General features: G+C 72.0%; 12 protein-coding genes and 1 pseudogene. 5 read left to right on the top strand and 8 right to left on the bottom strand.

Features of this window, described 5'->3' with window-relative positions; translation table 11 throughout:
• Positions 1-62: 62 nt before the first annotated feature.
• A complete protein-coding gene (locus E1294_RS47450; RefSeq protein WP_132518647.1) occupies positions 63-1262 on the bottom strand; it encodes a cytochrome P450 in 1200 nt (399 codons plus the stop codon).
• Positions 1263-1284: 22 nt separating this feature from the next.
• Positions 1285-1425, bottom strand: coding sequence for a hypothetical protein (locus tag E1294_RS53715; RefSeq protein WP_165977884.1), 141 nt, complete (start codon positions 1423-1425; stop codon positions 1285-1287).
• Between the two features lie 151 nt (positions 1426-1576).
• Between E1294_RS53715 and E1294_RS47445 the strand changes: the two genes are divergently transcribed.
• Genes E1294_RS47445 through E1294_RS47430 form a run of 4 tightly spaced genes read left to right on the top strand, consistent with a single transcriptional unit; the run spans position 1577 to position 5173 of the window.
• Entirely contained in the window at positions 1577-1834 is a 258-nt protein-coding gene (locus E1294_RS47445) for an acyl carrier protein (RefSeq protein ID WP_132518645.1), read from the top strand.
• A gap of 9 nt (positions 1835-1843) precedes the next feature.
• Complete coding sequence (asnB, locus tag E1294_RS47440) at positions 1844-3694, top strand: asparagine synthase (glutamine-hydrolyzing) (RefSeq protein ID WP_132518643.1); 1851 nt, start codon at positions 1844-1846, stop codon at positions 3692-3694.
• A gap of 9 nt (positions 3695-3703) precedes the next feature.
• Positions 3704-4711, top strand: a complete 1008-nt coding sequence (locus E1294_RS47435; protein WP_132518641.1) for an acyltransferase domain-containing protein — start codon at positions 3704-3706, stop codon at positions 4709-4711.
• Between the two features lie 6 nt (positions 4712-4717).
• Positions 4718-5173, top strand: coding sequence for an anthrone oxygenase family protein (locus tag E1294_RS47430; protein WP_132518639.1), 456 nt, complete (start codon positions 4718-4720; stop codon positions 5171-5173).
• Positions 5174-5319: 146 nt separating this feature from the next.
• Here E1294_RS47430 and E1294_RS47425 read toward each other — a convergent pair whose 3' ends face one another.
• The 6 genes and pseudogenes from E1294_RS47425 to E1294_RS58605 all read right to left on the bottom strand — a co-directional run.
• Positions 5320-6669, bottom strand: coding sequence for an acetyl-CoA carboxylase biotin carboxylase subunit (locus E1294_RS47425; RefSeq protein WP_132518637.1), 1350 nt, complete (start codon positions 6667-6669; stop codon positions 5320-5322).
• Positions 6669-7214 carry an acetyl-CoA carboxylase biotin carboxyl carrier protein gene (locus E1294_RS47420; RefSeq protein ID WP_132518635.1) on the bottom strand — a complete coding sequence of 182 codons (546 nt, stop codon included), beginning with the start codon at positions 7212-7214 and terminating at the stop codon, positions 6669-6671. The genes E1294_RS47425 and E1294_RS47420 overlap by 1 nt, the downstream gene beginning before the upstream one ends.
• Entirely contained in the window at positions 7214-8950 is a 1737-nt protein-coding gene (locus E1294_RS47415) for an acetyl-CoA carboxylase carboxyltransferase subunit alpha (RefSeq protein WP_132518633.1), read from the bottom strand. Before E1294_RS47415 ends, E1294_RS47420 begins: the two co-directional genes overlap by 1 nt.
• Positions 8947-10011, bottom strand: coding sequence for a glucose-1-phosphate thymidylyltransferase (locus E1294_RS47410; RefSeq protein WP_132518631.1), 1065 nt, complete (start codon positions 10009-10011; stop codon positions 8947-8949). Before E1294_RS47410 ends, E1294_RS47415 begins: the two co-directional genes overlap by 4 nt.
• Before the next feature lie 107 nt (positions 10012-10118).
• Entirely contained in the window at positions 10119-11702 is a 1584-nt protein-coding gene (locus E1294_RS47405) for a BTAD domain-containing putative transcriptional regulator (protein ID WP_246083786.1), read from the bottom strand.
• Between the two features lie 6 nt (positions 11703-11708).
• Positions 11709-11978: pseudogene (locus tag E1294_RS58605) on the bottom strand (AfsR/SARP family transcriptional regulator); the annotation flags it as partial.
• A gap of 343 nt (positions 11979-12321) precedes the next feature.
• On the opposite strand from E1294_RS58605, the gene E1294_RS47400 reads away from it, so the two are divergent.
• The gene (locus tag E1294_RS47400) at positions 12322-13008 is read left to right on the top strand and encodes an SDR family NAD(P)-dependent oxidoreductase (RefSeq protein ID WP_132518627.1); all 687 of its coding nucleotides are present in this window, start codon (positions 12322-12324) and stop codon (positions 13006-13008) included.
• Positions 13009-13093 lie beyond the last annotated feature (85 nt).

Here is a 13093-nt window from a genome sequence, read left to right as displayed (position 1 = left end):
CCACGCGATCGCGTGGCGCCGCCCCCGCCGTGTTCCCCTCCTGTGTTGCCTGCCTGTGTTCCCTACCAGGTCACCGGCAGCCGCTCCGGCCGGGCGAACGACGTGCCCGTACGCCACTCCAGCTCCTCTTCCCGCACCGCCAGCCGCAGATCTGGGAAGCGGGCGAGCACCGTCTCCAGCACGATCCGCAGCTCGATCCTGCTGAGCTGCGCGCCCAGGCAGTAGTGGATGCCGTGGCCGAAGGTGATGTGGTGGTTCTGCTCCCGCGCCGGGTCGTAGGCGTCGGGGTCGGCGAAGACCCCGGGGTCGCGGTTGGCGGCCGTCGTGGACGGCAACACCGCGTCGCCCGCCCTGATGAGGACGCCGCCCAGCTCGACGTCCTGGGTGGCGATGCGGAGCGCGCCCACCCCGCCGCCGGCCTGCGACAGCCGCAGAAGCTCCTCGCCCGCCTCCGGCAGCAGCTCGGGCTTGTCGCGCAACGTGCGCATCCACTCGGGATGGCGCAGCAGCCGCAGCATCACATGCGTCATCGCGGCGGTGGTGGCGTGGTAGCCGGCGCCGAGCAGCGTGAACGCGAACGCCACCAGCTCCTCCTCCGACAGCCGGTCGCCCTCGTCCCTGGCGTTGATCAGCACCATGAGCAGGTCGTCGGTCGGCCGGCCGCGCTTGGCGGCGATGAGCTCGGCCAGGTAGGCGTTGAGCCGGTCGCGGGCCTCGATGACCTCGTCGCGACGGCCGGCGTCGAAGCTGAGCATGAGGTCGGTCCACGTCCTGAACTGGTCCACCTCCTCGTACGGCACGCCGAGCATCTCGCAGATGACCATGATGGGCAGCGGCTGGGTGACGCCGGCCACGAGATCGGCGGGCGGGCCTGCCTTCTCCATGGCCGTCAACAGCCCCTGGGCGATGTCCTCCACGCGCGGGCGCAGCTGCTCCATCCGCCGCACGGAGAACGCGTACGACACCAGGCGGCGCAGCCTGCTGTGCTCCGGCGGATCCATCACGATGATGGACTTGGCGCCCCGGGCGATCGGGAACACCTTGGGCGCGCCGGGCGCGGTGATCGCCTCCCGGCTGAAGCGCGGGTCGGCGAGCACGGTGCGCACGTCCTCGTACCGCGTCGCCAGCCAGGCCGGGTCGCCGGACGGGAGGGTGATGCGGGTGGGGGCGCCGTCCTCGCGCATCCGCACGTACTCTTCGGGCGGCTCCAGCGGGTCGGCGGCGGTGAACGGGAAGCTCGGGGGTGGTGCTTCTGTCGTCATGGTGTCTCCTTCGCGGCGAGGCTCACCGGTTCACCGTCTCGGTCCGGTCATCGTCCGGTTCGGGGCGGTCGTCCCAGATGTGGGGCTGGTAGAAGATCAAGGGCGGATGCTCCGCCCAGGCGCGCGCGTAGGCGCGCAACCATTCACCTAGCGGCAACCTCATGGTGCCGACCGTGACCGCGCCATCTGTGGTCTCGCTGGAGCCCGGCTGGAGCGCGAGCCGCGCGGCCCGTCGAGCCGCCGTCCAACGTCCGTCAAGCGCGTCGTACGACATTGCTCGCCACAGACAGCTCTCCGTGAGACAAGGGGCGAAGATGCGGGAGATCACTATCGACACGCTGGTACGGCTGCTCCGCGAGAGCGCCGGCGAGGACGAGTCGGTCCAGCTCGACGGCGACATCCTCGACACGACCTTCGAAGCCCTCGGCTACGACTCGCTGGCCCTGTTCAACACGGTCAGCGCCATCGAGCGGGAGTACGCGCTCGAGATCTCGGAGGAGGAGGTCGGCGGCGCCAAGACGCCCGCGGACCTGCTCAAGACGGTCAACCAGGCCCTGGCGGGCACGTCCTGAGGAGCACCTATGTGCGGAATCGCCGGCTGGGTGGACTTCTCGCGTGACCTGACCCGCCACACGGCGACGGCCAGGGCGATGACGGCCACGATGAGCCGCAGAGGCCCCGACGACGAGGGCCTGTGGCAGGACCGCCACGCCCTGCTCGGGCACCGCCGCCTGTCGGTCATCGACCTGGCAGGCGGCCACCAGCCCATGTCGGCCGAGGAGGACGGCAGGACCCTGGCGGCGGTGACGTTCTGCGGGGAGATCTACAACTACCGGGAGCTGCGCGCCGAGCTGGCTTCGTACGGCCACCGGTTCCGCACGAGCAGCGACACCGAGGTGGTGCTCCAGGCCTACCTGCGGTGGGGCGCCGGCTTCGCGCAGCGGCTGAACGGCATGTTCGCCCTGGCCGTGTGGGACGTTCGCACGCAGGAGCTGGTGCTGCTGCGCGACCGGCTGGGCGTCAAACCCCTCTATTACCATCCGACCCGCTCCGGGCTGCTGTTCGGCTCGGAGCCCAAGGCCGTGCTCGCCCACCCCGAGGTGCCGCGGCGCGTCGGGCTCGACGGCCTTCGCGAGGTCTTCGACATGGTCAAGACGCCCGAGCGGGCGGTCCTGTCCGGCATGTACGAAGTCCGCCCCGGCCACCTGGTGCGCCTGCGCAGGAGCGGCCTGACCAAGCACCGCTACTGGTCGATCGAGGCCCGAGAGCACACCGACGACCTGGACACCACGGTCGCCACGGTGCGCGGGCTGCTGGAGGACATCGTCGGCCGGCAGCTCCAGGCGGACGTGCCCGTCTGCACGCTGCTGTCGGGCGGCCTCGACTCGTCCGCGCTGACGGCGCTGGCCGCCGACCGGCTGGCGGCGTCGGGGAAAGGCCCCGTGCGGTCGTTCTCGGTCGCCTTCTCCGGCGCCGAGGACACGTTCCAGGCGGACGCGGTACGCGGCGCGCCCGACGCCCCGTTCGCCCGCGCGCTGGCGGCGCACGTCGGAGCCGAGCACAGCGAGGTGCGGCTGAACAGCGACGAGCTGGTGGCCGAGTCGGTGCGCGCGGCGGTGCTGCGGGCCAACGACCAGCCGCCCGCGTTCTGGGGCGACATGTGGCCGTCGTTGTACCTGCTCTGCCGCGCGGTGCGCGAGCGCTCCACGGTCGCGCTGTCAGGCGAGGGCGCCGACGAGCTGTTCGGCGGCTACCGCTGGTTCTCCAACCCCGCGGCCGTGCACGCCGACACCTTCCCCTGGCTCACGCCGGGCTCGGCGCGGTATTTCGGCGGGCTGTCGCTGCTGGCCGAGGAGCTGAAGGAGAAGCTCGACATCCAGCAGCACCGGCTGGCCCGCTATCACGAGGCGCTGGCCGAGGTGCCCGTGCTGCCGGGCGAGGACCGGCTGGAACGGCGCATGCGCGAGGTGACCTACCTCAACCTCACCCGGTTCCTGCAGACGCTGCTGGACCGCAAGGACCGCATGAGCATGGCCAACGGCCTGGAGGTGCGGGTGCCCTTCCTGGACCACCGCCTGGTCGAGTACGTCTTCAACGTCCCGTGGGAGATGAGGACGTTCGACGGCAGGGAGAAGAGCCTGCTGCGGGCGGCCGTCGGCGACCTGCTGCCGGAGGTCGTGCGAGACCGGGTGAAGACGCCGTACCCGGCGACGCAGGACCCCGCGTACGAGCAGGCCCTGCGTGACGAGCTCGGCGAGCTGACCGCCGGCGGCGAGCGTCCGGTGGCCGGGCTGCTCGACCCGGACCGCGTCAAGCAGGCGGTCCGGCGCCCGGCCGGCCACGTCAGCCGGCCCTACGACCGGGGCAGCCTGGAGATGGCGCTCTGGCTGACCAGGTGGTTCACCGAATATGACGTCACCCTCGACTACTGAGAGGCGCACATGCCCGAGCCGAGTCGCCCGGTGGTGCTGCTGTTCCCCGGCCAGGGGGCGCAGCACCCCGGCATGGCGGTGGAACTGTACGGCGCCGAGCCGGAGTTCACCGCGGCCATGGACGAGTTCTTCGCTCTCATGGGGGAGGAGGGGGGCCGGTTGCGCGCCGACTGGCTCGGCGACGACCCCCAGGTGCCCCTCGACGACGCCTCGCGTGCCCAGCCGCTGCTGTTCGCCATCGGGTACGCCCTCGGCACGGCGCTGCTGGCCCGCGGGGTGAGGCCGGCCGCGCTGCTCGGCCACAGCGTCGGGGAGCTGGCGGCGGCCTGCCTGGCCGGGGTGTTCGACCTGGCAGGCGCGGCGCGGCTGATGGCGGCGCGCAGCCGGGCGATGGCGACGACCGGCGCCGGCGGCATGCTCGCCGCCGGGGTGGCCGCCGACGACCTGGAGCCCCGTATCGGCGCACCGTACCGGGCGGCGGGCGTGGCCGTGGCGGCGATCAACGGGCCCCGTAACACCGTCGTGGCCGGGCCGGAGCCGTGGTTGTCGGAGCTGGCGGGCGAGCTGGCGGCCGGGGGCGTGACGACGCGGCGGGTGCCGTCGCGCCAGGCGTTCCACTGCCCGGCGGTCCTGGGCGCGGCGGAGCTGTTCGCCGCGGGGTTCGCCGGGGTGCCGCTGGCGCCGCCGAGGGTGCCGATCAGGTCCACCGCGACAGGCCTGCCCGTGACCCGGGCCCAGGCGCTCTCCCCCGGCTTCTGGGCCGGGCAGCTCGCCCGGCCCGTGCTGTTCTGGGCGGCGCTGGACGGGCTGCTGGCCGACGGCGACTACACGCTGGTGGAGGCCGGTCCTGGGCGGAGCCTGTCGATGCCGGCGCGCCGGCACGCGGCTGTGCGGTCGGGCCGCAGCACGGTGCTCGCGCCGCTGCCCGCGCCCGGCAACGGCGTCGCCGACGGCACGCTCGCCGGGTGGAAGGCGGCGATGGAGGAGATGGACGTACTGGTGGGCGAAGGAGTGTGATGACCGATGCTGATCTCCCCTCTGGCCGTGGCGGTGCTGGTGGGCAGCGGGATGGTGGCGGGGGTGTTGTTCGCCGTGGCGCTGAGTGTCGTGCCGGCGCTGATGGCGATGCCCGCCGACCGCTACCTCTACACCACGGGCCTTCTCGGGCGTCACTGGGACCCGGTCATGCCGATCCTGGTGCTGGGCACGGCGGCCGGTGACCTGGCCCTGGCGCTGCTGCCTGGGCCGCCCGTCGCCCGGGCGCTGTTCGGCGTCACGTTCGTGCTGATGCTGGGGGTGGCGGGCGTCTCGCACCTCTGCAACGTGCCGATCAACCGGGTGCTGAAGCAGATGGACCCGGAGGCCGTCCCGGCCGACTGGGCCGATCCGCGGCCGCGCTGGCGCGCCTGGCACCTCCTGCGGACCACGCTGGCCGTGGCCGCTCTGACGGCCAACAGCCTGGGCGTCGCGCTCACCTGAACACGGTTCCCCGGGCCGGCCCCCATCGGGCCCTACCCGGACGAGTCCGGCACTGATCGGATCCGTCGCCGGCGCCTCACCAGACCGGCCCGGCTCGCGCGGTATACCGCGCGAGCCGGGCCGGTGGCGTTCTCCGGTGTGAGAGGTCAGACGGGCTCGACGGTCTCGGCGAGGGCCGTGGTGTGCTTGCCGTCCCTGAAGAGCGGGTGGGCGAGCAGACCCGCGAGGAACCCGGTCGTGGTGCTGATGCCGGCGCCGGTGACGGCGCACTCCGACAACGCCCGCTCCATGCGGGCGATGGCCTGATCGCGGTCCGGCGCCCACACGCTGACCTTGGCCAGCAGCGGGTCATAGAAGGGCGAGACGCGCATGCCCGGCCGGACGTGGTCGTCCACACGGGTGAACGGCCCGCCCGGCAGCACCAGCGAGTCCACCGTGCCCGGCGTGGGCAGGAAGCCCCGCGCCGGGTCCTCGGCGTTGATGCGGCACTCGATGGCCGCGCCGCTGAGCCGCACGTCGTCCTGGGTGATGCCGGGCGCGCCTGTCGCGGCCACATGGAGCTGCTCGCGGACCAGGTCGACGCCCGTGACCAGTTCCGTGACCGGGTGCTCGACCTGGATACGGCAGTTGACCTCGATGCAGTGGAACTCGCCCGCGTCGTCGAGCAGGAACTCGAACGTCCCCGCCCCGACGTATCCGACGGCGCGGGCCGCCTCGACGGTCCGCTCGCACAGCCCGGCCGCCACGTCCTCGGGCAGGCCGGGCACCGGAGTCTCCTCGATGAGCTTCTGCCGCCGCCGCTGCACCGAGCAGTCGCGCGCGCCCAGGTGCAGGACCTGCCCCTTCGTCCCGGCCAGCACCTGCACCTCGACGTGACGGGCCGACTCGACGTACCGCTCCAGGTAGACCCGCTCGTCGCCGAAGACGGCCCGGGCGGCGTTGCGGGCCTGCGCGTACGCCTCGGGCAGCTCGGGCGGGCGCAGGGCGATGGCCATGCCCCGGCCGCCCCCGCCCGAAAGGGCCTTGACGATGATCGGGAAGCCGATGCCGGCCGCCGCCTCGACGGCCTCCCCCACGCTCGACAGGGGACGGTGCGAGCCCGGCAGGACCGGCAGTCCCGCGGCCGACAACACGCGCAGCGCCTCGGCCTTGTCGCCCAGCATGGCCAGCACCTCCGGCGGCGACCCGATGAACGTCAGCCCCTCCGCCCGGCACATCTCGGCGAAGTCGGCGTCCTCCGACACGAAGCCGTAGCCGGGGTGGATGGCCTCCGCGCCGGTCTGGAGGGCGGCCTGGAGGACGGCGGGCGCGTACAGGTAGCTCCGCTTGGCCGGGGGCGGGCCGATCCGCACGGCCTCGTCGGCCAGGTGGACGACCGGGGAGTCCTCGTCCGCCGACGAGTAGACGGCGACGGTGCGGATGCCCATCTCCTTGCAGGTGCGGGCCACCCGCAGGGCGATCTCCCCTCGGTTGGCGATCAGAACCGTGCCGAACATCAGCTCTCCTCCAGGGCGAAGAGCGCCTGGCCGTACTCGACGGCGGCGGCGTCCTCGGCGAGGGCCCGGGTGATCCGGCCGGCGGTGGTCGCGTGAATGGGGTTCATCATCTTCATCGCCTCCAGGATCGCGACCTGCTGGCCCGCGGTGACCAGGTCGCCCTCCTTGACGAAGGGCTCGGCTCCGGGCTCGGGGCAACGGTAGAAGGTGCCGACCATGGGCGACGGGATGACCGTCCCCACCGTGGCGGCGACGCCCTGGGAGGCGCTCGCGGTCCCGTGCGCGGCCGCCGTGACGGTGACGGCGGTCCGCGCCGCGCCCTGGACCACGGCGCCGTCTGCCGCACGCCCGTTGACGGCCGTGCCGCCGGCCGTGGAAAGGTGCCGGTCTACAGGCAGGTCCTGGTCGGCGGGGGCGGCCCATTCGGCTTCCAGGCTCACCTCGCCCACCGTCACCTTCAGGCGGCGGATCGGTCCGCCGATGGCGTCGATGAACCCCGCGGCATGCCGCTGGACGGTCTCGATCAGCTCTCCGTGGTCGGCCATCACGTCTCCTCGGATGAAGGGGCGCCGAAACTGCGGAAGCGCCGCCGCCGCGCCTCGACCAGCTCGGCGACCGGCAGCGGGGTCAGCTCCTCGAACGCCTGCCGTACGGCAGCCTGGATCCGCTCGGCCGTACGGGAGGCGGCAACGTGCGCCCCCTCGTCCGGCTCGGGGATGACCGCGTCGACGACGCGCTGCCGGAGCAGCTCGCGGGCGTCCAGGCCGAGCGCCGCGGCGGCCTGCGGGGCTGCCTCGGCGGTCTTCCAGAGGATCGCGGCGCACCCTTCCGGGCTGATCACGGAGTAGACGGCGTTGGACAGGGCGAGCACGCGGTCGGCCACGGCCAGAGCCAGCGCGCCGCCACTGCCTCCCTCGCCGGTGATGACCGCGACGACGGGCACGGGCAGTCCGGACATCAGGCGCTGGTTCTCGGAGATGGCCCACGCCTGGCCCTGTTCCTCGGCCTCGATGCCGGGGTAGGCGCCAGGGGTGTCCACGAGCGTGAGCACCGGCAGGCCGAGCTTGGCGGCCAGCCGCATGAGCCGGGCCGCCTTGCGGTATCCGGCGGGGCTCGGCATGCCGAAGTTGCGCTTCACGCGCTCCTGGGTGTCGTGTCCCTTCTGGTGGCCGATGAGCATCACGCCCCTGCCGCGCAGGCGTCCGATACCACCCACGATGGCCGGGCAGTCCGTGCCCGTGCGGTCGCCGCGTAGCTCGGTGAAGTCCTCCAGCAGCAGCCCGGCGTAGTCGAGGGTGGTCGGGCGGGCCGGTTCCCTGGCCAGCCGCACCACGTCCCATGAGGTGCGGCGCGGCAAGGCCGACGGGTCCCGTACGAGCCCGTCCGCTTCGGGCCGCGCCGGGGCACCAGCCGAGACACCCGTAGGGGCGCTCGAAGGGGCACCTGCCGGGCCGCCCGTGAGGCCGCCCGCGGAGCCGCCCGTGGCGTCCGGGCGCGCGGCCGCCAGGAGGCGGGCCAGGGCGCGGCGCAGCGCCGGCCTGGGCACCACCGCGTCGATCAGCCCGCGCTTCAGCAGGAACTCCGCCGTCTGGAACCCTTCCGGCAGTCGCTGCCGGATGGTCTGCTCGATGACGCGCGGCCCGGCGAACCCCAGATGCGCCCCGGGCTCGGCGACCAGCACGTCGGGCAGCGTCGCGAAAGAGGCCGCCACGCCGCCGTACGTCGGGTCGGTGACGAGGGCGACGGTGAGGATCCCCGCCTCGTCCAGCCGGGCCAGCGCCTGGCTGCACTTGGCCATCTGCATGAGCGACAGCGCGCCCTCCTGCATCCGCGCGCCGCCCGAGGCCGTCACGATCAGCAACGGCACACGTTCGGCCAGCGCCTTCTCGGCCGCGACCGTCACCAGCTCGCCGACCCCGGAGCCGAGCGAGCCGCCGACGAACGCGAAATCGAGGCAGGCCACCACGACCGGGTGGGATTCGATGGTGCCGGTGGCGCACAGGGCGGCCTCGCGCAGCCCGGTGGCGGCCCGCGCGGCAGCCAGCCGCTCGGCGTAGGGCCGGGTGTCGGCGAAGCCGAGGGGATCGTCGGCCGGCAGGGCGGTATCGACCGGCTTCTCCGAGCCGGGATCCAGCAGGCAGTCGAGCCGCTCGCGGGCGGTGAGCCTGGCATGGTGCCCGCACCCGGGACAGACCCGCAGAGCGCGCTCGTACTTGGGGCGGAAGACCAGGTCGGAGCAGCCGGGACAGATCAGCCACGTGGCCTCGAGCGTGACGGTCATGACGCGCTCCCGTACAGCCTGGCCTCGCTGTGATCGCCGAGCACCAGGCACGTGGGCCGGCCGAAGTCACCGTTCACCCTGGCCTGCCGGCCGATGAGGGAGTCGCGCAGGCTGCCGCGCACGGTGCTGCCTTCGCACACGACCGAGTTCTCGATGGTGGCGCCGACGATGTCGCAGTCGGTGCCGATGCTGGTGTACGGCCCGATCCGGCTGTCGCGCACCACCGCCGAGAACCCGATCACCGCAGGCCCGGTGATGCGGGAGCCGCTGACCTCCGCGCCGTCCTCGATGACGACCGGACCGCGGATCTCGCAGGACGCGTCCACCTGCCCCCGGATCGACCGCTCGGCGGTGTCCAGCACCGCCCGGTTGCATTCCAGCAGGTCCTCGACCCGGCCGGTGTCCTTCCAGTAGCCGCCGTGCAGGTGCGCCTCCACCCGCCAGCCGTTGCGCATCAGCCACTCGATGGCGTGGGTGATCTCGCGTTCGTTACGCCAGCTCGGCTTGACGCTGTGCACGGCCTGGTGGATGGCCGGGGTGAAGACGTACGCGCCGACGAGGGCCAGGTCGCTGCGCGGGTCGGCGGGTTTCTCCTCCAGCCCGGTGACGACGCCGTCGGGACCGACCTGCGCCACCCCGTACTCGGAGGGGTTGGCGACCTTGCCGGTCATCACCATGGCGTCCGGCCGGGAGTGCCAGAACGCGTCGAGCAGCGGGCCGAGCCCGTCGATGATGACGTTGTCTCCGAGGTAGAGCAGGAAGTCGGCGTTGCCGAGGTAGTCCTGGGACAACATGACGCAGTGCGCCAGTCCCAGGGGGGCGTGCTGGTGCAGATAGGTGATGTCGAGCCCCAGCGTGCCGCCGTTGCCGAGCGCGTCGCGGATGGCCGGGCCGTGGTCGCCCACGACCACGCCGACGTCGGTGATGCCGACGTCTCTGATGGCTTCCAGGCCGTACAAGAGCACCGGCTTGTTGGCCACCGGCACCAGTTGCTTGGGGACAGTGTGGGTGAGGGGCCGCAGCCTAGTTCCCCGCCCACCCGCAAGGACGAGAGCCTTCATGGATATTCCTGCCTGACGAGGCCATGGACAAGCGCAGGCTGTCCGGCCCCGCTGGAGGAGCGATGGAGTCGCACTCGTCCAGCGGGTCGAGCCCGGCTTGAGGGGCGTCAGAGCAGGTCGGAGTCGTCACTTGAGCCGTCGTAGTGGCCGAGCTCCTGCTCGACCTGTTCGTAGGCGAAGAACCGGACCAGTTCGTGGAGGGTGTAGACGATGTCGTCGGCGTTGTGCATGAGCACCCGCAGGAAGTGGTTCTCCACGAGCTGCAGCAGCAGCTTGTCCACGGTGTCGGAGTCCCACTCCAGCAGCTTGGCGACGCCGTTCGCGGTGAACACCGGCCCCGGCAGGAGGCTGAGCAGGCGCAGGAAACGCCGTTCCTCCTCGCCGAGCTGCCGGTAGCTCTCCAGCAGGCGGTCGCGTACGTTGAGGTCGGCGAAGGCCAGCTCGTCCAGCCGCCTGCTGGCGCCGATCAGGCGTTCGGCCAGCTTCTTGAGCGGCCAGCCGGTGGACGACAGGCGGGCGCCCGCCGCTCTGATCGCCAGCGGCAGGCGGCCGCAGAGCTGGGCGATCACCTCGGCGGCCTGGCGCTCGCCGTCCGCGAGCGTCCTGCCGATGATGTTCTGCAGGAGCTCGACGCAGTCAGCCGGGGTGAGCAGGTCCAGCCGCACGTGCACCGCGCCGACCAGCCCGTTGAGACCGGCACGGCCCGTGATGATGGTGCCGCTGGGCGGGCAGCCCGGCAGCAGCGGCTGGATCTGCGCGGCCGTGGCCGCGTCGTCGAGCACGATGAGCACTTTCCGCGGGGCCACCCAGGTGCGGAACGCGGCGACGCGTTCCTCCAGCCCGGCCGGGATGCGGTCGTCGGTCATGCCGGCGGCACTGAGGAAGCCGGCCAGGACGTCGGCGGGGTCGGCCGGGTCGCCCGTGCTGCCGCGCAACCGGGCGAAGAGCTGGCCGTCGGGGAAGGTCTGGCGCAGCAGGTGCGCGGCGTGCACGGCCAGCACCGTCTTGCCCACGCCCGTCATGCCGCTGAGGGACACGACCGGGGCGAGCTCGTTGCGCGGCGAGGCGAGCCCGTCGAGGATCGCCTGCAGGCTGTCCACCCGGGTGGTGAAGTCGAGAACGTCGGGCGGGAGCTGCGCGGGGGACGGTGCGGGCTCCTCCTCGGCCCGGTCGGGAGCGATCGTGACCTGCCCCTCGGAAGCGGGCACCTCCAGAGAGCTGGCCGAGGAGAGCACCGCCTGGTGCATGGCCTGCGCGCGGCTCGACGGCTCCACGCCGAGCTCCTCCACCAGGAGCGTGCGCAGCCTCTGGTAGACGTCGAGCGCCTCGGGACGGCGGCCCGAGCGGTGCAGGGCCAGCATGAGCTGGATGTGGAAGACCTCCTGCAGCGGATGGTCGTTGACCAGGGTCTTCAGCTCGCTGACGGCCTTGCGGTGCCGCCCGAGCCGCAGGTCGACGTCGATCCGCAGCTCCAGTGCGCGCAGGCGGCCCTCTTCCAGAGCCGTCCCGTACGCCGACAGCAGGCTGCCGCCGGTGACATCGGCCAGTGCGGGTCCTCGCCACAGCGCGAGCGCCTGGCTGAGCAGATCGGCCGCCCTGCCCGGGTCGCCGTCCGCGAGTGCCGCATTACCCTCCGATGTCAGTCTGTCGAAATGGTAGGAGTCAACGCATTCCTGAGGCACGGCGAGCATGTAGCCGTGTGGCCTCGTCCGTAATACGGTAGACCTCTCTCCGTAACCTTCGGACAAGATGTTTCGCAGCTTGTAGATGTACGTTTGCAGAGTCGACAACGCGCTCACGGGCGGGCTGTCCGGCCAAAGTTCGTCGACCAACTCCGACGTTAATACGAGAGATTGGTTGCGCAGCAGAAGCAGCGCCAACACTTCTCTGACTTTCGGCGGCGTCGGAGTCAGCTCCACACCTTGACGATCAAGCACCGCCAGCGGGCCCAACACAAGGAAATCCATCGCCTTCCCACGTTCTGATGGGGAGACGCGCCACCACAGCTCCCGGGACAGAGTGTCACAAAGAGTGATGCCCCGAGCGCGGCAGTGCTGCGTCTGCCCTGTTGCGCTTACCACTCGTTCATTTCACTCAGCCCGACCTCCTCCGATCAAGCCCCAGTCGAACGCCCGCCATGGTCGAAGTAGCCCATAGAGTGACGCTGGTGTTCTGATATAAGCACGATCTCCATGCGTAGAAAACCGTCAAAATGCCGCTCCGCGATGGAGAATATTTATAGGCGCCCTCCAGCGATCCTCCAGTGATCATGGCCAGAATCGCGCGATAAGACGGCCTAATGGAGATCGCATGACGGCGAAATCACGTATCGCCCTAGTCACGGGCGCCAATCGCGGCATCGGCCGGGCGGTGAGCGAGCGGTTGCACGCGCTCGGGCACCGGGTGGTGGTGGCGGCCAGAGACGCGGCGGAGGCCGGGCGCGCCGCGGCGGAGCTGGGCCCCGGCGCGCGTGCGGCCGCGCTCGACGTGACCGACGAGGAGGCGCCGGAGCGGGTCCGGGATCTGGTCGGGCCCGTGGACATCGTGGTGAACAACGCCGGGATCCAGCTCGACTGGGGGCACCCGCCGCTGGGGGTGCCGACGCAACTGGTCAGGCGGCAGTTCGAGGTGAACGTCCTGGGCGCCTGGCGGATGTGCCAGGTGTTCCTGCCCGGCATGGTGGAGCGAGGCTGGGGCCGGGTGGTGATGATCTCCAGCGGCACGGGGGCGTTCAGCAACGGGCTCTCGGCGCGCACGCCGGGCTACTCGGTGTCGAAGACCGCGCTCAACGCGCTGACCGTGCTCATGGCCACCGAGACGAGGGGCACGGGGGTGCTGGTCAACGCGGTCAACCCCGGCCAGGTGCGTACGCGGATGCGCCCGCAGGCCGAGCGGCTGCCGGAGCAGGCCGCGGAGGACATCGTGTGGGCGGCCACCCTCCCGGACGACGGCCCCACGGGAGCCTTCCTGCGCGGCAGGAAACAGGTGCCCTGGTAGCCGGGCGGGCCGTAGCGCTCGGTCCGCCACACCTGGGCGAGCACGGTCAGCGTGGTGCCGAGCACCAGGGCGACGGGCATAGCGC

The organism is Nonomuraea diastatica, assembly GCF_004349015.1.
GTDB lineage: Bacteria > Actinomycetota > Actinomycetes > Streptosporangiales > Streptosporangiaceae > Nonomuraea > Nonomuraea diastatica.
Note: the sequence above shows the minus strand (reverse complement) of the source record. Positions and strands in the feature narration are given on the sequence as shown.